Source organism: Desulfovibrio piger ATCC 29098 (assembly GCF_000156375.1).
Taxonomy (GTDB): domain Bacteria; phylum Desulfobacterota; class Desulfovibrionia; order Desulfovibrionales; family Desulfovibrionaceae; genus Desulfovibrio; species Desulfovibrio piger.
The window spans coordinates 118,487-139,165 of sequence record NZ_DS996360.1 but is presented as its reverse complement, the minus strand read 5'-3'; the positions used below and the strand labels follow the sequence as shown (position 1 = coordinate 139,165).

The following is a 20,679-nucleotide window of genomic DNA, read 5'->3' as shown; positions in this document are numbered from 1 at the left end:
GAGCAACGAGAATGAGCGATACTCCCAACAACGGACACTGCCAGCAGAACCTGCGCCGCGTGGTCATCTCCTCCCTCATCGGCGCGGTCATCGAATGGTATGACTTTTTCCTGTACGGTGTCGTGGCCGGCCTCGTCTTCAATAAAATTTATTTTCCCGCTGCCGACCCCACGGTGGGCACCATCCTTGCCTTCGCTACCTTTGCCGTGGGCTTCGTGGCCCGTCCTTTCGGCGGAATCATTTTCGGCCATTTCGGCGACAAACTAGGCCGCAAGAAGATGCTGGTCCTGACGCTGGAGATCATGGGCGTGGCCACGGTGGGCATCGGTCTCATCCCCAGCTACGACAGCATCGGCATCTGGGCCCCCATCCTGCTGGTCCTCTGCCGCCTGGCCCAGGGCATCGGCATCGGTGGCGAATGGGGCGGCGCCGTGCTCATGGCCTTCGAATCCGCGCCGCCTCACAAGCGCGCCTTCTACGGCAGCCTGCCCCAGGTGGGCCTGGCCCTCGGCCTGATGCTGGCCTCCGGCGTCATCGGTCTGCTGTCCTTCTTCCTCAGCGACGAAGCCTTCCTGGCCTGGGGCTGGCGTGTGGCCTTCATCCTCAGCGCCATCCTGGTGGGCGTGGGTGCCTACATCCGTATCTCCGTGCAGGAGACCCAGGACTTCTCCTCCGCCAAGAAGAAGACCGAACAGGTCAAGTACCCCATCCTGGCCGCCTTCAAGCACTATCCCCGCACCCTGACGGCCTGCGTGGGCGCCCGCTTCGTGGAAGGCATCGCCTTCAACGTGTTCGGCGTGTTCTCCCTGACCTACCTGACCAACTCCTGCGGCCTGGACAAGACCGTGAGCCTGTTCGTCATCGTGGGCGCCGCCGCGGTCATGGCCGTGGCCATCCCCTTCTGGGGCATGCGTGCCGACAGCTGGGGCCGTGCCCGCATCTTCGGCATCGCCGCCATCCTGCTGGGCATCACGGCCTACCCCACCTTCTGGGTGCTGCACAACTTCAGCCATAACGTGCCGCTGGTCTTCCTGGCCATCGCCCTGCCCTTCGGCATCATCTACGGCGCGGCGTACGCCACCATGTCCAGCCTGTTCTCGGGCAGCTTCGAACCCACGGTGCGTTACTCCGCCGTATCCTTCATCTACCAGTTCTCCGGGATCTTCGCTTCGGGCCTGACCCCCATGATCGCCACCATGCTGGTCAGCAGCAATGACGGCCAGCCCTGGTACCTTTGCGCCTACCTGCTGGTCGCGGCGGTCATCAGCAGCCTGAGCACCATCTGGATCACCCGTCTCCAGGGCAAGGAAGAATTGCCGCACGAGCCGGAAACCTCCGCCCGGTAGTCCGTCTGCCTTCCTGCCTCCCTCGCTTCTTCATCAGGGGGCAGACGGAGACAGCGCCCGGACCACACCCCGGGCATCGGACACCAAAGGGGGGACAGCCTGTCAGGCTGTCCCCCCTTTTCTTTGCCAGCGTATCGTCCCGCATCTCCGGGATCGTCCTCCGCCTGCGCATCCATGGCGCAGACAGCCCGGATACCGGGGCTATCCGCCGGATGGCGTCAAAAATCGAGACTGAACTGCATACCGAGCCCCAGGGAAGGATCGTTCTCCTCGGGCCGGGACTTCTTGCCCCATTCGTTGTGCTCGTCCTTGAGCATCAGCTCCGGGCCGATGGTCAGCGAGGCGTCATCGCTGTCCATGAAGTCGGCATAGGCCCGGACCACATGCCGCCGCTCCAGAGGACGCAGCTCGTCGGGACGGGCCTCGCTCGACGGCAGCTCCGCACGCCAGACGGAGTCGTCACGCCGGATGTTCATGCCGAGACGGCTTTTTTCTTCAGCTTCCCTTTCGGCTTCCTTGGCCTTGCGGGATTCGGCCTTGGCGTGCCGGTCGGCTTCACGCAGGGCATGCTCGATACTGGCCGAATTGCCCCTGTCCCTGCCCAGGGCCCGCTTGTGCAGGGATTCCGTCTCCACGCCGTCATGCCACAGGGCGTTGTTCCTGTCGCGGGACGCGCCGAAGCTCCAGGCCTGCCCGCCCTTGCTGTTGCCCGCAGCGGCCTTGCCCGCCGGGGCCTGCACCGCCTTGCCCTTTTCCACCGCCGGGACCGGCAAGGGGACAAGGGAGACCGTCAGGGCAGACAGGGCCAGACCAGCCAAAAACAAATGTACTCTGTGCAGCATGGAGGCAGGATAGCCGTCATCCTGCCGGATTGTAAAGACATCCCCGCCGCAGGCCATCCTCTGCGCCCGTCTCGTGGCCCATGATGCCTTCGTACCGCTCTTTTTGGGATCCCCTCATAAATGGGGCACAAAAAAAGGAAGGACGCCCGAGAGCGTCCTTCCTGTATTTTTTGAGCTAAGGCCGTGCCTACTGCTTGGCGGCGGGCTGTTCCTTGGCGGGAGCGGCCACAGGCTGGGAGGCCTTCTGGCCGGCAGCGTCATGGGCCTTGACCAGCTCTTCCGCGTCAGCCACCGGGAAGGAGGGCTTGACGTTGGGATCCTGCCAGCCGCCACCCAGGGCCATGCACACGCTGACCACGGCATTGAGGCGGTCACGCAGGGCGTTGGCCAGGCTCAGCTCGGCGCTGAACAGCTGGCGTTCGGCATCCAGCACGGTCAGGTAGTCGGTGTAGCCGTTGTCGTACTGCAGGCGGGCGATCTCCGCGGCGCGGCGCAGGCTGTCCACCTGGGCCTGGCTGGCGGCCACGATGGCGTCGGCCTCGCGCTGGGAGGTCAGGGAGGTGCGCACGTCCTTGAAGGCGTTCTGCACGGTCTTGCGGTACACGGCGATGGCCGCTTCCTTCTGGGCCTCGGCGTCCTTGACGTTATACCAGGTACGGCCGAAGTCCAGCAGCGGCATGGAGCCGGTCACGCCGTAGCTCCAGGCACCCGCGGGCCCGCTGAACAGGTTCACCACGCTGGCGCTGAGGGTGCCCAGCATGCCCGTCAGGGAGATGGACGGGAAGAACTCGGCACGGGCCACGCCGATATTGGCGTTGTAGGCCATGATCATGTACTCGGCGGCGCGCACGTCGGGACGGCGCTCCAGCAGTTCGGACGGCAGGCCGGCAGGCAGTACGGGCGGGGCCGGCAGCTTGCTGATGTCACCGCCGCGCGGCATGACCGCGCTCATGATGTCACGGGGCGAGCGGCCCAGCAGCACGGCCAGGCTGGCTTCGGCGCTGTCCACGGCCACCGTGGAGCTGTGCACCTGGGAGCGGGCCGTTTCCACTTCGGCGCGGGCACGCTGCCAGTCAAGCTCCGTGATGTCGCCCTGACGGTAGCGGCTGGTGTAGATGCCGAAGGCGTCCTCACGCGTGCGCAGGGTACGCTTGGCCGTGGCCAGCTGCATGTCCAGGGCCAGCAGGGCAAAGTAGCTCTGGGCCGTCTGGCTGGCCACCGAAAGGCGCAGGGCCTCGTGACTGACCACGGTGTTCAGCAGCACGTCCGACAACATGGTGTAGTTGTTGCGGTACTTGCCCCAGAAGTCCAGTTCCCAGCTGGCCGAGAGCTGGCCCTGATAGTTCACATAGGAACGGTCCGCCACATCGTTGTAGTTGGCGATCTTGGTGGAGTTGCTCTGCGAGGTGGCCGCACCGGCGCCGCTCACCGAAGGAGCGAGCTGGCTGGTGCCCACGCCCAGCTTGGCCGCGGCGGAATCGATCTTGGCCAGGCTTTCCGCCAGATCCTGGTTGTTCTTCAGGGCTTCTTCCACCAGGGCATTGAGCACAGGATCATTGAAGCGGGTCCACCAGTCGGTGTTCAGCGGACTGGGCCCCAGATCCACGGAACGCCACTCCTTGGGGATGTCCTGCTCGGGACGTTTATAGTCGGGAGCCAGGGAGCAGCCCGTGACGGCCAGGCACAGCACCAGCGTCAGGCCCGCTTTCAGCAGGGGGGTCATATATCCTCCTCCTCATCGAAGCTTTTCTTGCCTTCGTTGGGATCCTTCTTGCCCTGCAGCTTCAGGGAGATCCGCATGATGGTGCGGAAGAAGTAGGGAACGAAGAGCGTGGCGATGCAGGTTGCGGCCAGCATGCCGCCCACCACGGCGGTGCCGATGGCGTGACGGCTGTTGGCACCGGCGCCGGAGCTGATGGCCAGCGGCACGCAGCCCAGGATGAAGGCCAGCGAGGTCATGACGATGGGACGGAAGCGCAGGCGCGCCGCATGCATGGCGGCCACGTCCAGACTGCGCCCGCCGCGCCAGGCCTCGACGGCGAATTCCACGATCAGGATGGCGTTTTTGGCGGCCAGGCCCACCAGGGTGACCAGGGCCACCTGGAAGTACACGTCATTGGACAGGTCGCGCAGCCAGGTGGCCACCAGGGCTCCGAACACGCCGAAGGGCACGGCCGTGAGCACGGCCAGCGGCAGCGACCAGCTTTCGTACTGGGCGGCCAGGATCAGGAAGACCATGACGAGCGCCAGCACGAAGATGACGGTGGTGTCGGCGCTGGCCAGCTTTTCCTGCAGGGCCGAACCGACCCAGCCCAGGCCGTAATCGCTGGACAGCATTTTTTCCGCCACTTGTTCCATGGCTTCCAGGGCCTGACCGGAAGAATAGCCGGGGGCCGGTTCGCCCATGAGGTGGGCGGCGGGGAACACGTTGTAACGTTCCATGGTCTGGGGCGCCGTGCGGCGTTCCAGGGTCATGATGGCGTCCAGGGGCACCATGCCGCCCTTGTTGGTCCGCACGAAGATGTCGTGCAGGGACTCGGGCAGCAGGCGGTAATCGGCCTCGGCCTGCATGCGCACCTGGAAGGTACGGCCCAGGTAGTTGAAGTCGTTGACGTAGAGCGCACCGAAGGTGGCGTTCATGGCCGTGAAGACATCGCTGATGCTGATGCCCATGTCCTTGCAGCGCTCACGGTCCAGGTTGGCGTAGAGCTGCGGGGCGCCGGTGGAGAACAGGCTGCGCAGGGTACCGATGGCCGGATACTTGGGCTGGCCGTTCTCGTCACGGGACGTGGCTTCTGCCACGAAGGCATTGGCCGTGGCTTCCAGATCCTGGCTGGTGCCGGCACCGCGCATCTGGATGAAGCCTTCAAAACCGCCCGTGGTGGACATGCCGCTGATGGGCGGCGGCGTGAAGCCGATGGTCACGGCTTCGGGCTGCATCATGGTCACGCCCAGCACCTTGGTACTGATGGCCGAGGCGCTGCTCTCCGGCGTGGTGCGTTCGCTCCAGGGCTTGAGCACGGCAAAGAAGGTACCGTAGTTGCTCTTGGACGACATGGAGGTGATGTCCAGGCCGTTCAGGGTCATGACCGTGTCCACGGCCGGGTTCTTGCGCAGCACGTCCATGACCACGCGGGTCACGTCACGGGTGCGGTTCTGCACGGCGCCGTCGTCCAGGATGGTCATGCCCAGGATGTAGCCCTGGTCTTCGTTGGGCACCAGGCCGCCGGGGACCACCCGGAACAGGAAGACAAGGCTGACGATCATGCAGCCGAAGAGGGCCATGGAGATCAGGCCGTGGTCCTTGATGAAGCGCACCGTACGCACATAGCGGTGCGTGGTCTTGCCGAAGAAGTAGTTGAAGACGACGAAGGGCTTGGCCGGCTGATGGTCATGCGCATGCGGCTTGAGCAGCAGGGAGCACAGGGCCGGGGTCAGCGTCAGGGCCACGATGCCCGAAAGCACCACGGACACCGAGATGGTGATGGCGAACTGCTTGTACATCTGGCCCGCCAGGCCGCCCATGAAGGACACGGGGATGAACACGGCGCAGAGCACCAGCACGATGGCGATAACGGGGGCCGTCACTTCGCTCATGGCTTTGGCCGTGGCTTCCTTGGGCGGCAGGTGCTCGGTGCTCATGATGCGTTCCACGTTCTCCAGCACCACGATGGCGTCGTCCACCACGATACCGATGGCCAGCACCATACCGAACAGGGTCAGGGTATTGATGGTGTAGCCCAGGGCGAACATGCCCGCGAAGGTACCGATGATGGACACGGGCACGGCGATGCAGGGGATAAGGGTGGCGCGCCAGTTCTGCAGGAAGATGAACACCACCAGGAACACCAGGATCATGGCTTCCACCAGGGTGTGGACCACTTCGTTGATGGATTCCATAACGAAGTCGTTGGTGTCCACGACGATCTTGTAGTCGATGCCCTCGGGGAAGTTCTTGGACAGTTCCTGCATGCGGGCGGTGACGGCCTCGCCGGTGGCGATGGCGTTGGCGCCGGGCAGCAGGTAGATACCCATGGCGCGGGTCACCATGCCGTTGTATTCGCTGCTGACGCTGTAGTCCTTGCCCCCCATCTCGATGCGGGCCACGTCCTTGAGGCGCAGCATGGCGCTGTCCTCACCGGTACGGATGATGATCTCGCCGAACTCCTGCGGCGTGGCCAGACGGCCCTTGGTGTCGATCTGCCAGGAGAGCTGGGCGGTATCGGGCATGGGCGCGTCGCCCAGACGGCCGGGGGAGAACTGCGAGTTCTGCTCCTGGATGGCCGCGGCGATCTCGCCCACGGTGACGCCGTACTTGGCCAGCTTGTCCGGGACGAGCCAGATGCGCATGGAGTAGTCCATGTAACCGAACACGTTCACGTCGCCCACGCCGGGCACACGCTTGAGTTCGTCGGCCACGTTCACCTGCATGTAGTTGTGCAGGTACACGGCGTCATAGCGCCCGTCAGGCGAGTACAGGGCGATGATCTGCAGCATGGCCGGTGAACGCTTGGTCACCTGCACGCCCTGCAGACGCACGGTCTCGGGCAGTGTGGTCTGGGCCAGGTTGACCTTGTTGTTGACGTTGACCAGGGCCATGTCCGGGTCGGTGCCCAGACTGAAATAGACGTTGATGGAGCCCGAACCGGAACCCGAGGAGGCCGTGGACGTCATGTAGAGCATGTTTTCCACGCCGTTGATGTTCACTTCCAGGGGGGCCAGCACGGTACCGGCGATGGTCTCGGCCGAAGCGCCGGGATAGAAGACCGTCACGTTGACCGTGGGCGGCACCAGTTCAGGATACTGGGCGATGGGCAGGGCCTTCATGGCCAGCGCGCCCACCAGCGTGATCACGATGGAGATGACCGACGAAAGGATCGGTCTGCGCAAAAAGATATTTGGTTTTGCCGAAGCTGCCATAGACCATCACCTACTTCTGAGCGGTCTTCTGGGCGGCCTGTCCCTTCTGGGCCTGTCCGTCACCCATGACGCTGACCTTGGCACCGGGACGGGCCTTGACCATGCCTTCACAGATGATGCGTTCCCCGCCCTTGAGGCCGGAGTCCACAAGGTACATGTCGCCGATGGTCTCGCTGACCGTCACCTTCTGGGTGCCGACCACGTTGTCCTTGTCCAGGGTCATGACGAAGGAACCCTTCTGGGTGATGAGCACGGCCTTCTGGGGGATGAGCACGGCGTTGACCAGCACGTCGCCGTCCATGAAGATGCGCACGTACTGGCCGGGCATGATCTGGCCGTCGCTGTTGGCGAAGGAGGCACGGGCCTGCACCACGCCGGTCTCGGGCTGCACGCGGCTGTCGATGAAGTCCACCTGGCCTTCGCCCTGGTACATGCTGCCGTCCAGCAGACGCAGGCGGGCCTTGTAGACATTGCCTTCGGGGAAGCGCAGGCGGCCTTCGGCGGCCAGCTGCTGACGGCGCATGTGCTGCGGCGCGGCGATGGAGAAGTCGATGTACATGGGATCGGTCTGGTCCACGTAGGTCAGCAGGGAGTTGTTGCTGACCAGGTTGCCGGGCGTGAAGCTTTCCTTGGAGCTGTAACCGGACACGGGGGCCACCACCTGGCAGTAGTCCAGATTGATCTTGGCGGCGCGCAGGGCGGCCTTGGCGTTGTCATAGGCGGCCTTGGCGTTGTCGCGATCCTTCTGGGAAACGGCGTTCTTGGCGAACAGGGGGCGCACACGGTTCCATTCGCGCTTGGCGCTGTCGTACTGGGCCTCGGCCTGCTGCACGGCGGCCTCGTACTGGTCGCGCTCGATCTGGAACATGAGCTGGCCGGCCTTGACGAACTCGCCTTCGCGGTACAGGCGCTTCTCGATGATGCCCTGCACACGGGCACGCACTTCGACGGACCGGGAGCCGGAGGCCTGGGCCTGGAATTCGGAAGGCCAGGGCACGTCCTTGGCTTCCACCTGGAAGACGCCCACCGGCGGGGCGGGCATCTGACCTTTTTGAGCACCTTCATCCTTGCATGCCGCAAGGCTGAAACAGAGAAGCAACAGCAGCGTTGCCAGAATGGTCTGTTTTCCGGTCATGATATCTTACTCCTGGGACAGCAGCGAACTGCCGATACGTGGAAAGCCCGCCCGCAAAGCGAGCGGGCTTTGAATCCCCTGCTAAACATTTTTTGCAAAATGCGTCAAGAAATGCAGGCTTATCTTGCTCTTAAGGTTCAATAAAGAAAAATCTTTTTATTCCAATAGGTTAGCGAACCGTACTTTTTTCTTATAACTTATTGGAATAATTAGATATTTTTAAATCACTTTTTTTGAGGGCCTCCACGGCCTCAGCGGGCCGCCCGAAGAGCCTCCAGCGTCCCCGCCCTGGCGGCCATGAGCTCGGCCACCACGGAGACGGCGATCTGCTGCGGCGTGTCCGCGCCGATGCCCAGACCGATGGGGCAGCAGACCTTGTCCAGGGCCGCATCGCTGACGCCCTGCGCACGCAGCGCCTTGTACACCGAGGCTTTTTTGCTGCTGCTGCCGATCATACCAATATAGAAGGCGTCCGTTCCCAGGGCCTGGGCCAGGACCTCGCGGTCGAAGCTGTGGCCGCGGGTCATGATGGCCACATAATGGTGCCGGCCGATGCCGCAGCGCGCCGCCAGATCCTCGAAGGCCGGCAGCGTCAGGCAACGCCGGGCCATGGGGAAGCGCCGGGGATCGGCGAACTCCGCACGGTCGTCCACCACGTCCACCACGAAACCGGCGGCATGGGCCAGACGGGCCGTCTCCAGCGACACATGGCCGCCGCCGCAGAGCAGCAGCACCGGCGGTGCGTCCAGGGCCTCCACATAGCGTTCCACCAGGCCTTCCCGCACCAGGCCGGGACGGCCCTTGCGCCCGGCCAGCAACGGACGGACGGCTTCCGCGCCCTCGTGCAGGCCAGCCACCAGGGGCTGGCCCTGGGGCAGCGCATCCAGATACAGGTCACGCACGGGCGCGTCGGCCCGGCTCACGTCCAGCAGCCAGATGCCGGTCAGCCCGGCTTTCAGGGCCGCGTCCGCCGCACGGAACAGGGGCGCCTGCGCAGGCGCCAGATATTCGCAAAGCAGATCCATGCTGCCGCCGCAGATCATGTCGCTGTCGGGGCCAAGGCCGGTAAGATCGCAACGCACACGAGCGGAGCGCCCTTCCTTCAGGCAGACGTTGGCCGCCTCCACGGCGCGGGCCTCCAGCAGGCCGCCGCCCACGGTGCCTTCCAGACCGGCGGCGGTCAGCAGGGCACGGGTGCCGGCGGCACGCGGGGCCGAGCCTTCGCGCTCCACCACGGTCAGCAGGACCACGGCCTGCCCTTCGTCCAGCAGCTGGGCCGCACGGGCCTCCAGGTTCAGCGGTACGCCCAGGCCGTCCACCGGGGCGCTCACCAGCACCGGCGAGGCCGGCGCATTAGGCTTCCTGTCCATCGTCGCCTCCTTTCACATAGCCGCAGCCCTTGGTGGGGCACATGACCTTGACGCTGCCGTCGCGGCCGCGCTTCTCCACCAGATACGGGGAGTCACAACGCGGGCAGGGGCCGGGCACGGGCTTGTCCCACAGGGCGAAATCACATTGCGGGTAGCGGTCGCAGGAATAGAAAAGCTTGCCGCGCTTGGTGCTCTTTTCCACCATGCGGCCTTCGCCGCAGCGCGGGCACATGACGCCCGTGGCCATGGGCGCCGTATAATTGCAGTCCGGATAGCCCGTGCAGGCGATGAAACGGCTGCCCGTGCGGGCGTGCTTGATGACCAGGTCCTTGCCGCAGCGCGGGCACTCGCCCACCTTTTCCAGCTCGGGCTTCTGCGGGGCCACGATCTCCAGACGGCCGTCCTCGGTGCGCTGGAAGTTGCTGGTGAAGCGGCAGTCGGGATAGCCGCTGCAGGCCAGGAAGGGCCCGGCCTTGCCGAACTTGATCATCAGGGGCTTGCCGCAGTCGGGGCAGGCCAGATCGGTGGGCAGGCCGCCCTTGACGCTCTGCATGTTCTTGGCGGCAGCCGCCAGCGTGGGGTTGAAATCCGCGGCAAAGGCATGCATCAGGTCCACCCACTGCTGGTCGCCGTCGGCCACCTTGTCCAGCAGGCTCTCCATCTCGGCCGTGAAACCCACGTCCATGAGGTGGGGGAAGTGCTGCACCAGCTGCTCGCAGACCACGCGCCCCAGATCCGTGGGGATGAAGTGGCGGTCCTGCAGGCTCACATACTCGCGGTCCTGCAGGGTGGAGATGATGCTGGCGTAGGTGGAGGGACGGCCGATGCCCTGCTCTTCCAGCTCGCGCACCAGGCTGGCTTCGCTGTAGCGGGCCGGGGGCTGGGTGAACTTCTGTTCCTTGTCCAGTTTTTCCAGCTTCAGGGTCTGGCCGGGCGCCAGGGGCGGCAGCTCGGCATCGCCTTCGTCCTTGCCGCGGGGCAGCACGGCCAAAAAGCCGGGAAAGAGCAGGCGCTCGCCCTTGGCCTTCCACTGGGTACGGCCGCAGGCCACGGTCACCGTGGTGTCGTGGAAGCGCGCCCCGGCCATCTGCGAGGCCACGAAGCGCGACCAGATCAGGCGGTACAGGTTGTACTGGTCTGGGGGCAGGGCCGCCTTGACCATCTCGGGCGTGATGTTCACATCCACGGGGCGGATGGCTTCGTGGGCGTCCTGCGCGCCGCTCTTGGTCTTGTAGACGCGCTTCTTGGCCGGCAGATAATCGTTGCCGAACTCGCGCTGGATGAAGTCATGCGCCGCCTGCCGGGCCTCGTCGGCGATGCGGGTGGAGTCGGTACGCATGTAGGTGATGAGGGCCGTGATGCTGCCGTCTTCCATCTCCACGCCTTCGTAAAGGCGCTGGGCGATGTTCATGGTGCGCTTGGCCGTGTAGGAAAGACGCTGGTTGGCGGCCTGCTGCAGGGTGGAGGTGATGAAGGGCGGCTGCGGCGCGCGCTCGCGCTCCTTCTGCTCCACGCTCTCCACCACGAAGGGCTGGCCCTTGAGCTCGGCCTCCAGGGCATTGGCCTCCTCGGCATTGCGGATCACGGCCTTCTTGCCGCCGATGCGCGCCAGTTCCGCCCGCACGGAGGGCGGCACTTCGGCACCCAGCAGGGCCTTGAACAGCCAATATTCTTCCGGCTTGAAGGCGGCCCGCTCGGCCTCGCGCTCCACGATGAGGCGCAGGGCCACGGACTGCACGCGCCCGGCGGAGATGCCGCGCTTGATGGTCTTCCAGAGCAGGGGCGAGATCTTGTAGCCCACCAGGCGGTCCAGCACGCGCCGGGCCTGCTGGGCATCGAAAAGGTGCTGGTTGAGCTCGCGCGGATGGGCCAGGGCCTCCTTGACGGCGCGGGCGGTGATCTCGTTGAACTGGATGCGCTTGATGTCCTTGGCCTTGTCGCGGATCAGCTCCGCCACATGCCAGGCGATGGCCTCCCCTTCGCGGTCCGGGTCGGGGGCCAGATAGACGGTATCGGCCTTGGCCGCGGCGCTGCGCAGCTCGCTGACCACGTTCTTCTTGTTGTCGATGATCTCGTACTGGGGGGCAAAATCGTTGGCTTCGTCCACGCCCAGACTGCTGGACGGCAGGTCGCGCACATGGCCCACGCTGGCCTGCACCATGTACTGCGGTCCCAGAAATTTCTTGATGGTCTTCACCTTGGCCGGCGATTCCACGATGATCAGCTGCTTGCCCATGATGTCCCTTGTCCATCCGACTGCCGGACGGCAGTGGCAGGAGTTGAATGAAAAAAGACGGTCCCGTGGACCGTTCATGCTGCCTTGAGGCTGCCCGGAAGGAAATCGTAGCGGAGAAAAAGCCGGGCCGCCAGGTCCGCGGCAAGGGCCCTCAGACCTGCCGTGTGCGCGGAGGATACGGCAAAATGCAGCCACGTCAAGCCCGCGCCGCCGCCGCAGGGGCTCCGGGCGCGCCTTTTCCGCCGTCTGGACAGGTCTACCGGCCTGGGATACAACATATAAATGACCGGGATATTCTTTCCCTTTCAAGGAGCCGCCATGCATCCGCACCGCATCCTGAGCCTGCTTTTCCTCCTGCTTCTTTGCCTGGCCCTGGGGGCCTGCGCCTCGCACGATGCCCGCCCGGCACCGGAACCCGGCGCGCCCCTGCCCGCCGTCACCCTGGAACGGGGCGACAGGGTCTTCGTCCAGATCGAGAACGGCAAGAGCATGACGGAAGACCTGCACTCCATGCTCACGGCCTACCTGCAGAGCGAACGCGGCCTGAACCCGGCCTCGGACATCAAAGAAGCCGATCTGGTGATCCTGGTGGAGATCCGCGATGTCTGGGCCACCAACGACGGCAGCCGGGTGAGCGCCGGACGCGCGCTGGGCAACGTGGGCACGGGCACCATGCTGGGCGTGCTGCTGGGCGGTCTGGTGGACGGGCGCGGCGGCGCCATCGTGGGCGCGGGCATCGGCGCCACGGTGGGCGTGGGCGCCACCCTGCACGACGCGGGCGACAACTACACCAACTGGGCCATGGAGGCCGCCGTGGGCACGGCCGCCCGCCGCATCCCCGACAAGGACAGCCTGCATGCCGTTTCCGTGGTCAGCCGCGGCAATCCCCGCAGCAAGGAAGAAGCCTTCGCCGGACTGGAAGACGCCCTGTGCCGGGCCATCCTGGAGTCCATCAGGGTCCTGTGATGACGGGTCCCTCCTTTGCAAGGGACCTTCATAGACCCCAGCGCGTTAGCACAATCATCCATCCTTCCCTTCCTGTTTGCGCCTCGTCATCAGCGTTATGAAATTTACCCCAAGCGGTATTCCCTTTCCGTCGATGTCGATAGCGCATCCCACGGGCCGTCTTCAGCACGCACGCAGGCCTTTGAAGAAGCGTAAGTATCCTGCCGCAGCAAGGGACAGGTCCTCCCTGCCGGCCACATCGCCCTCCACAACGGCAGGAGCGGGACGACCGCGACCATCCTCATCCGCAGCGGCAGACAGCAGCTTCCCGGCCCTGCTGGACATGCCTGTGATTTCTGCGGTATAGGGCTGGCCTCGGAGACAGTACCGCGTCCGCTCCCGGACGCGCCGGTCCCCCTGCCATCGTGCCCGCTGCCGCGCGGCGTGGGCAAGCTCTCCGGCAGGGGCCGCAAGCCCTGTCGCCGTCCCGGAGACGCATGAAAAAAACGCTCTTTCTCCTCCTCGCGCTGCTGTTGCTGCTGCTTCCGGGTTGCAAGCACCGGCAGCCCGCCCCCACCGACATCCAGATCCTGCGCCAAGGCTCCCTGGCCCCGGCCGACGATGACACCACCCCTGTGGTCTATGTCAGCGTCCGCGACCAGAGCCGCCATGTCTTCGGCCTGCGCACCGAAGTGGAACGCCTGCTGCGCGCCGAAAAGTACGACATCACCGACAACCCCAGCCAGGCCGGGTTCATCATCCAGGCCAGCGTGCTGGAAGCCGGCATCACCGATGCCGCCGCGGCCCAACGCATGGTCGAGGGCGGCTACGGGGCGCCGTCGGAACTTTCCGGCAAGGGCGCGACCCTCGTCCTTTCGGACATCCTGCTGGTCCAGCGCCGCGTCCCCAGCGACAAACGCCCCAAGCGCTTCATGCTCCAGAACGTGGGCAGCCGTAATGCCCGCGGCAGCAGCCAGATGCGCACAGGCCTGCTGGCCCGCCGCGAGTTCAGCGTGGATTCCGGGATCCCGGCCCTCTTCGTGACCCTGCTGGCCAAAGAGATCACCTCGCCCTTCAGCACGGCCCCTCAGGAGCAGGCCCCGGCACAGCCGCAGGACGCCCGGCGTCCCTGACGGGCCCCGGCCCCAGCTCCGGCCCTCAGGGCCTGACTCGTCCGCCCCGGCATATGCGGCGGGGCGGGGCCCTCTTTCGCGTCCTGCGGAGAGGGACTTTCCGCTCCATCCAAGGCGCTGCCCGCCACGGGACAGGGCAAGGCAGCGGACAGCATCGGCGCGCCCGTCATCTTCCCCGCTCTGCCGCCCGTCTTCCCTCCGGTCCTTCCCGCTCGCCGCATCCGTCTGGACGTCCGCGCCCAGTTCTGCTAGAAAGCTCCCCCCGTCAGCGTGCCCCGCACCACGGGAATCTTCACCCTCCGCAAGGAAACTGTCATGCGTCTGGATGCTCTTGTCATCAATCTGAACCGCTTCGGGGATCTGCTGCTCAGCCAGCCCCTGCTGCACGACCTGCACAAGGCCGGGCGCAGCACCACGCTGCTTTGTCTGGAAAAATACGCGGACACCGAGGGCCTGCTGCAATTCGCCAGCCCTCTGCTCACGGTGCCCGACCATCTGGTCAGTCCCGAACAGGCCGATGCCACCCGCCACGAACTGCAGGCGTGGGCCGAAAACCTGCGCGCCAGCGTGCAGGCCGACCATATCATCAACCTGACGCCCAGCATGCCCGCCCGTCTGCTGGCCACGGCCCTGGCCCCCACGCCCGAAGCCGTGCTGGGCTTCGGACTGGATCACAAGGGCCGCCCGCGCGTGGACGGTCTCTGGCCCGCTTTCCTCCATGCCGCCGAACTGCGCCAGAGCAACGCGCCCTTCAACCTGGCCGACATGTTCCGCATGACCGGCGCGCCCCTGCTGGGCGGCCTTTCCGGCGAACTGCTCTCCCAGCCCGGCTCCGGCCTGCTCAGCGAACTGGGCACCGAGGCCCGCGAGACGGCCCGCCGCCTGCTGGCCCACGCACCGGTGATCCGGCACGGCTTCATCGGCATGCAGCTGGGCGCCAGCGAAAAGCGCCGTCAGTGGCCGGTGAGCCACTTCGTGGAGCTGGGCAAGCGCATCTGGCAGGAAGAAGGCATCTGTCCCGTCCTGCTGGGCGAAGCCTCGGAACGCCCCCTGGCCGACGAATACGCCCGTCTGACCAGCACGCCCTTCGTGGACGTGGTGGGGCAGACCAATATCTTCGAGCTGGGCGCCGTCCTGCGCGAGATGGCCATGCTGGTCACCAACAATACCGGCACCATGCATCTGGCCGCCGGTCTGGGCCTGCCCCTGCTCTCCATCTTCCTGGCCACGGCCCAGCCCTGCGATACAGGCCCCTACCTGCCCGGCAGCTGCTGCCTGGAGCCGACCCTGCCCTGCCATCCCTGCCCGCATGACCACGACTGCGTCCTGGGCGAGAAATGCCGCCACCACATCAGCGCCTCCATCGTGGCCGACCTGGTGCTGGCCAAGCTCACCAGCGGCCAGTGGAGCGAAGGCATCACCACCTCGGCCTGCCGTGAGGCCCGCATCTGGCAGACGGCCACCGACTCGCGCGGTTTCATCACCACCACCTGCCTGTCCGACCACAAGGCCGATGACCGCACCCTCTGGCTTTGCCAGCAGCGCGTCTACTGGCGGCGCATCCTGGATGACCTGACCTCCGGCGCCACGGAGCCCACGCCCCTGACCAATGTGCCCCTGAGCATGGCCTGCCCCAACTATTCCAGCCAGTTCGCGGCCCGCGTGGGCAAGGCCCTGAGCCATTGCGCCCACCTGCTCCAGACCCTGCTGCAGGAATGCGCCCCCCTGCCGGAGAGCTTCGACCCCACGGGCCACCCCCTGTGCATGACCATCCTCCAGCACATGCAGTCCTGTCCGGAACTGGCCAGCATGGCCTTTTTCTGGCACCAGCTCTGCCAGCATTACCAGGGACGCGGTCCCCGCTTCCTCCAGGCCGTGCGCCTGCTGCACGCCCATATCCTGCGCTGGGCCAAGAGTTTCGATTAAGGCCTGTTCAGGCTTCGCCGGGGAAGGCGCCCCTTCCCCAAGCGCGCTCTATTCCATTATATAGCTGAAAAAGAAGAGGCGGCCGTCATATGACGGTCGCCTCTTCTTTTTGCTTTTCGATCATCCTGCATCCAGGGCAGAGAGCAGGATCCGCCAGCCTTCACTGCCCAGATTCCTAGGACTGAGTACCGGATGCCCTAGAACGCGACACCATACTGTTCACAGGGAGCCCCGGTATCCTTCAGATCGAATGCCGCGCCACCACCGCATCGGCCTACAAGACGAAAGGCTGTGCCTCTGGAAGGAAACACCACGGATTATCCATACATCTCCTCGCTCAGGAAAGACGGAATAAAGCGCGTTTGGGGGAGGATGGGGGGCTCGGGGGGAAGGGGGCCCCTTTGGGCGCGAGCAAAGGGCCCCCTTCCCCCCGAACATCCCGTATATCACATCCTACATCCCCTGATGCATGGCGGCGCGGACGGCCTGCACCTTGGCGACGATGTCCAGAGCGCCCACCAGTTCGGAGACCAGGGCGCAGCAGCGGGCCCCGTGCCGGGCCACGTCGGCGATATTGTGTTCCTTGATGCCGCCGATGGCCACGAAGGGGATGGTGATGTTGGCGGCCACCCAGTCCAGGTAGTCGAAGCCCACCGGGGCCACCACGTCTTCCTTGGTCTTGGTGGCGAAGATGGGCCCCACGCCGATATAGTCGGCGCCCACGGCCACGGCGGCTTTTGCCTGTTCCGGGCTGTGGGTGGACAGGCCGATGCACATGTCGGGACCCACCAGCTGGCGCACCGCGGGCAGGGGGAAATCTTCCTGCCCGATGTGCACGCCGTCGGCTTCGGCCAGGATGGCAAGGTCCACATGGTCGTCCACGATGAAGCAGGCCCCTGCCTCGCGGGTCAGGCGGCGCATCAAGCGACATTCTTCCAGCATCTCACCGGATTTCATATGTTTTTCACGATACTGGATGATCTTGACCCCGGCGCCCAGCAGGGCGGAGACCACGGTCTCCAGCGTACGGCCGCAGGAAAGGCGGGCATCGGTCAGGGCATAGATGTCGGTCTGGCCCGGCAGGATCACAGGCATGGTCAACTCCTCGCTCCCCGAGGGGGAGCAGCTTTCGTTATTTCCGACGCGCCAGCCACAGGCGGCGCAGACAACTCTTGAACAGGCGCCAGGGCCGGAACGAGGTGTGCATCAATTCGTCCGGCAGGAGGAAGCCCGTACTGTCGAAATCTTCGGGCCGGGCCAGCACATAGTCGTGCCGCCAGCCCGCGCGGCGGCACCCCGTGGCATCACGGCGCTCCAGGGCCGCGCCCAGGGGCGTCCCGGCCAAGGGCAGGCCCAGCACCGCGCACAGGGCCTCGTCCAGGGCCACGGCCGAGGGGCTGGCCCCCAGCAGTCCCAGGGGGAAGGGCCGGCCCTTGCTGGGGCCCGTCACATGCATGGCGGTCAGGCCGTCGGCCACGGCGGCCACCGGCGGCAGACCGGCCCAGAGGGCGGCGATGCAGTCGGCGAAAAAGTCGGGATCCTGTCCCTGCCGCGTATGGATGAGGGCCTTGCGCAGGCCGCAGACGCAGCCGAACAGGTTCTTGACCGCCAGGGTAAGACGCATCTGGGAATGGGCCTTGACCCTGGGCAGGGAAAAGATGACGTCGCTTTCCAGCGCCACCCGGGCCACGCCGAAGGAGACGGGCCCGCCCCGGAGCAGGGGCAGCTCCAGCGGACGGGGATCGGCCAGGGACTCCACCCGCAGGCCCAGCGGCCGCAGGGCCTCTTCCAGCCCCGTCTGCCGGGCCACGGCCGTGGCCGTGCCGAAACCGGGCGAATCCCCCACCCGCACGCGGGCCCCCTGATCCAGCAGCCAGCGGCAGACGGAAGCCACCACCACGGGACTGGTGCAGGCCAGGGGCGTGGCCGTCAGCAGGTTGGGTTTGACCAACACATGGGCCGAACGCAGGGAAAAGGACGAGGCCAGACCCGCGCGATCGAGAAGGGGGGGCAGGGCCTGCGCCACGGCCTCGCTGTCGGCAGGGGAAAGACGTTGCAGGGCAACGGGCACCCCGGGGACAGAGGCCGGGCCATCCTGACGGGAAAAAGAAGAGACGCTCTGGGACATGCGCCCACTATGCCGGGCACGGAAGGGCTTGTAAAGCCGGGCCATCCGTCTGTTCCCGGAAAGGGAAAAAAGCCGTTTTTCACAGGCGGATGCTCTTTTCAACCAGTACATCTTGCGCTATTGCTGGCTTTTCAATGTCATGATGCCCCTGCCCTTCTGCAGAGGCCTTTCTTTGAGGTGGACCATGTATCGCTGCCTGCTCCGTTCCCTGCCCGTTCTCATGCTGCTGACCGTCCTCAGCCTCGCGCCGGCCCTCTCCGGAAACGCCTGCCGGGAGATGACCACGTTCGTCGGCCCGACCTGTGCCCTGGCTGATGAAGCGCCCCAGAAGGCCGATGACAAGGCCGATGCCCAAAAGGACGACAAGGCCCAGGACAAGAAATCGGGTGCCAATGCCCCCGCCGAAGCCGAAGCGGCCCCCACCGTGGACCCGCTGGAGAACATCTGGGCCGGCCAGAAGGACATGCTGGACGACATCAACAGCAGCACGCGCGGCCTGGTGCGCGACATCAACAAGCAGGCGGAGACCATGTCCAAGCAGGCGCGGCCCATCATCGAGGAGGCCCGCCGCCTGCTCCTGCTCATCAACACGTTCAAGAACTGGCCCAACCCGCTGGAGGCCCTGGATCGCCGCATCTCCTTCACCGTGCAGCAGATGCAGCAGGTCATCGATCCCGTGCTGCTGGCCCGCAACAGCGTCAATTCCCTGCTGGAACGCGTCAACCATCTGGCCGAGAGCCTGCCCGAGACCAAGGATCTGCCGTCCAACGCCGAGATCCGCGAATACTCACGTCAGGTCACCAAGGCCCAGAAGAGCCTGACCGACGTCATCAAGCGCTACGATTCCGTGCTGTCGCCCACCCAGGACATGATGGCCGATCTGAAAAAGGCGCAGAAAGACATCGCCAGCATGCTGCCCCAGCTGTGGCGGGACTACTACCTGCAAAGCCCGGTGCCCTATCTCAGCCTCGAGACCTGGGAGACCGTGCCCAAGCATCTTCAATATGTCTGGCAGGGCATCCTGCTGCGCCTGCCCGTGGAGATCCCCGTCAATGCCGACGACTGGCACACGGCCGGTCTACGCTTCACCATCTGCCTCCTGCTGGTCCTGTTCACCGGCACGATGCTCTACCGCCGCTGGCGCAATTCCGAGACCCACGGCGAGGTGGGCCGCCACATGTTCCATGTGAGCCTGCCCTGGATCGGCCTGGGCCTGTCCCTGCTGGCCTCGTCGCTGTCCTCCCACGGCGACGTGTTCCGCTGCTTCCTGGCCCTGGGCAACCTGAGCATCATCATCGGCGAGGTCTTCCTGGCCTGGGACCTGCGCCGCCTGCAGCACCCGGACAAGGCCGCCGTCAACAACCCCCTGTGGCAGCTCATCCCGCTGACGCTCTTTTCCTACATCCTGATCTATCTGCCCCTGCCGCCGGTGGTGACCCTCATCGCCTGGGTGGTGCTCATGCTCCTGCACCGTCTGTGGCGGGCCAAGAGCCACAGCCTGGAAGCCAGCACCCAGCTCGAGTCCACCCTCCTGTCGGGCAGCGCCTTCATCTTCTGGGTGACCCTGGTGCTGGCCATCATGGGCCTGCACATCTTCAGCATGGGCCTGTATCTGTTCTACGTTTCCTGCTCGCTGGCCCTGCAGATCAGCGTGGCCAGCATGTCGGCCATCAACCGCTACAATGACCAGCTGCCCGACGAGGGCGGCTCGGCGGCCTTCTCCAGCCTCATGCTGGCCTTGGCCGCGCCGGTCATCCTGCTGCTGGCCATCGGCGGCATGTCCCTGTGGGTCTGCACCCTGCCCGGCGGCCTTTCCCTGCTGCAGGACTTCGTGCTCCAGGGCGTCAACGTGGGCGAGACGCGCTTCAACATGGTGCAGGTGCTGCTCATCATCAGCGTCTTCTTCCTGACCCGTACCGCCGTACGCATGGGCACGCTCTTCCTCTCGCGCATGCCCAGCCGCGGCCTGCGCATCGACCCCACGCTCATCCAGCCCCTGCAGACGGCCTTCACCTACGCCCTCTGGGCCTTCTTCGGCCTGTTCACCCTGCGCTCGCTGGGCATGGAGCTGAGCAACCTGGCCATGGTCGCCGGTGGTCTGTCCGTCGGTATCGGTTTCGGCATGCAGACCATCATCAACAACTTCCTCTCCGGCCTGATCCTCATCTTCAGCCGCACCATGCAGGTGGGCGACGTGGTCGAGGTGGGCACCACCACGGGCCGCGTGCGCAAGATCAGCGTGCGCGCCACCATCGTGGAGACCTACGACAACGCCGTCATCTACGTGCCCAACTCCGAGTTCGTGTCCACGCGCCTCATCAACTGGACGCGCAACAGCCGTACGGTGCGCCGTGACGTGGTGGTGGGCGTGGCCTACGGCAGCGACACCACCCTGGTCATGAAGCTGCTGGCCTCCGTGGCCAACGGCCATAGCGACATCCTCAAGTACCCCGCGCCTGTGGTGCTGTTCTCCAACTTCGGCGCCAGCACCCTGGACTTCACCCTGCGTTTCTGGGTGCGGGACTACGATGTCAGCGTCAAGACGGCCTCGGAACTGCTGTTCGAGATCGACCAGCTGTTCCGCAAGAACAATATCGAGATCGCTTTCCCGCAGATGGACGTGCACATCAAGGACATGCCGCCCCGTGCCAAGAGCCCGCGTGACATGGCCACGCGGCCCACGGCGGCCCTGCCCGAC

Annotated in this window: 13 protein-coding genes; 5 read left to right on the top strand and 8 right to left on the bottom strand. The window is 65.4% G+C overall.

The window, feature by feature from the left end:
• The first annotated feature begins 11 nt into the window (after nt 1–11).
• Nucleotides 12–1,346 (top strand): MFS transporter, encoded by a 1,335-nt coding sequence (locus tag DESPIG_RS11330; RefSeq protein WP_006008820.1) that lies wholly within the window; start codon nt 12–14, stop codon nt 1,344–1,346.
• A gap of 218 nt (nt 1,347–1,564) precedes the next feature.
• Here DESPIG_RS11330 and DESPIG_RS11325 read toward each other — a convergent pair whose 3' ends face one another.
• From DESPIG_RS11325 to topA, 6 genes are all read right to left on the bottom strand, one after another.
• On the bottom strand, nt 1,565–2,170 hold the full coding sequence (locus DESPIG_RS11325) for a hypothetical protein (protein ID WP_147588978.1): 606 nt from the start codon (nt 2,168–2,170) through the stop codon (nt 1,565–1,567).
• A 205-nt stretch (nt 2,171–2,375) separates the two neighbouring features.
• Nucleotides 2,376–3,911 carry an efflux transporter outer membrane subunit gene (locus tag DESPIG_RS11320; RefSeq protein WP_006008816.1) on the bottom strand — a complete coding sequence of 512 codons (1,536 nt, stop codon included), beginning with the start codon at nt 3,909–3,911 and terminating at the stop codon, nt 2,376–2,378.
• A complete protein-coding gene (locus tag DESPIG_RS11315) occupies nt 3,908–7,108 on the bottom strand; it encodes an efflux RND transporter permease subunit (protein ID WP_006008814.1) in 3,201 nt (1,066 codons plus the stop codon). Before DESPIG_RS11315 ends, DESPIG_RS11320 begins: the two co-directional genes overlap by 4 nt.
• 10 nt (nt 7,109–7,118) lie before the next feature.
• Complete coding sequence (locus tag DESPIG_RS11310; protein ID WP_006008812.1) at nt 7,119–8,243, bottom strand: efflux RND transporter periplasmic adaptor subunit; 1,125 nt, start codon at nt 8,241–8,243, stop codon at nt 7,119–7,121.
• A gap of 251 nt (nt 8,244–8,494) precedes the next feature.
• Nucleotides 8,495–9,613 (bottom strand): XdhC family protein, encoded by a 1,119-nt coding sequence (locus tag DESPIG_RS11305; RefSeq protein WP_006008810.1) that lies wholly within the window; start codon nt 9,611–9,613, stop codon nt 8,495–8,497.
• Nucleotides 9,597–11,849, bottom strand: a complete 2,253-nt coding sequence (topA, locus tag DESPIG_RS11300; protein WP_006008809.1) for a type I DNA topoisomerase — start codon at nt 11,847–11,849, stop codon at nt 9,597–9,599. The genes DESPIG_RS11305 and topA overlap by 17 nt, the downstream gene beginning before the upstream one ends.
• Before the next feature lie 318 nt (nt 11,850–12,167).
• On the opposite strand from topA, the gene DESPIG_RS11295 reads away from it, so the two are divergent.
• The 3 genes from DESPIG_RS11295 (at nt 12,168) to DESPIG_RS11285 (ending at nt 15,853) form a co-directional block, all read left to right on the top strand.
• Nucleotides 12,168–12,815, top strand: coding sequence for a hypothetical protein (locus DESPIG_RS11295; protein WP_040370031.1), 648 nt, complete (start codon nt 12,168–12,170; stop codon nt 12,813–12,815).
• A gap of 476 nt (nt 12,816–13,291) precedes the next feature.
• Nucleotides 13,292–13,927, top strand: coding sequence for a complement resistance protein TraT (gene traT, locus DESPIG_RS11290; RefSeq protein WP_006008800.1), 636 nt, complete (start codon nt 13,292–13,294; stop codon nt 13,925–13,927).
• Between the two features lie 315 nt (nt 13,928–14,242).
• Nucleotides 14,243–15,853 (top strand): glycosyltransferase family 9 protein, encoded by a 1,611-nt coding sequence (locus DESPIG_RS11285; RefSeq protein WP_040370028.1) that lies wholly within the window; start codon nt 14,243–14,245, stop codon nt 15,851–15,853.
• A gap of 453 nt (nt 15,854–16,306) precedes the next feature.
• Here the strand turns inward: DESPIG_RS11285 and thiE are convergent, their stop codons facing one another.
• Both thiE and DESPIG_RS11275 read right to left on the bottom strand, forming a co-directional pair.
• A complete protein-coding gene (gene thiE / locus DESPIG_RS11280; RefSeq protein WP_006008797.1) occupies nt 16,307–16,948 on the bottom strand; it encodes a thiamine phosphate synthase in 642 nt (213 codons plus the stop codon).
• Between the two features lie 37 nt (nt 16,949–16,985).
• Nucleotides 16,986–17,981, bottom strand: a complete 996-nt coding sequence (locus tag DESPIG_RS11275) for a DUF362 domain-containing protein (RefSeq protein ID WP_147588977.1) — start codon at nt 17,979–17,981, stop codon at nt 16,986–16,988.
• 277 nt (nt 17,982–18,258) lie between these two features.
• On the opposite strand from DESPIG_RS11275, the gene DESPIG_RS11270 reads away from it, so the two are divergent.
• The coding region (locus DESPIG_RS11270; protein ID WP_169304827.1) for a mechanosensitive ion channel family protein at nt 18,259–20,679 on the top strand (2,421 nt) is incomplete at its 3' end.

Excerpts from the sequence above, each read along its gene's own strand:
- DESPIG_RS11330 (WP_006008820.1), top strand. The coding sequence starts at position 12 with ATGAGCGATACTCCCAACAACGGACACTGCCAGCAGAACCTGCGCCGC.
- DESPIG_RS11320 (WP_006008816.1), bottom strand. The coding sequence starts at position 3,911 with ATGACCCCCCTGCTGAAAGCGGGCCTGACGCTGGTGCTGTGCCTGGCC.
- DESPIG_RS11315 (WP_006008814.1), bottom strand. The coding sequence starts at position 7,108 with ATGGCAGCTTCGGCAAAACCAAATATCTTTTTGCGCAGACCGATCCTT.
- DESPIG_RS11310 (WP_006008812.1), bottom strand. The coding sequence starts at position 8,243 with ATGACCGGAAAACAGACCATTCTGGCAACGCTGCTGTTGCTTCTCTGT.
- DESPIG_RS11305 (WP_006008810.1), bottom strand. The coding sequence starts at position 9,613 with ATGGACAGGAAGCCTAATGCGCCGGCCTCGCCGGTGCTGGTGAGCGCC.
- topA (WP_006008809.1), bottom strand. The coding sequence starts at position 11,849 with ATGGGCAAGCAGCTGATCATCGTGGAATCGCCGGCCAAGGTGAAGACC.
- DESPIG_RS11295 (WP_040370031.1), top strand. The coding sequence starts at position 12,168 with ATGCATCCGCACCGCATCCTGAGCCTGCTTTTCCTCCTGCTTCTTTGC.
- traT (WP_006008800.1), top strand. The coding sequence starts at position 13,292 with ATGAAAAAAACGCTCTTTCTCCTCCTCGCGCTGCTGTTGCTGCTGCTT.
- DESPIG_RS11285 (WP_040370028.1), top strand. The coding sequence starts at position 14,243 with ATGCGTCTGGATGCTCTTGTCATCAATCTGAACCGCTTCGGGGATCTG.
- thiE (WP_006008797.1), bottom strand. The coding sequence starts at position 16,948 with ATGCCTGTGATCCTGCCGGGCCAGACCGACATCTATGCCCTGACCGAT.
- DESPIG_RS11275 (WP_147588977.1), bottom strand. The coding sequence starts at position 17,981 with ATGTCCCAGAGCGTCTCTTCTTTTTCCCGTCAGGATGGCCCGGCCTCT.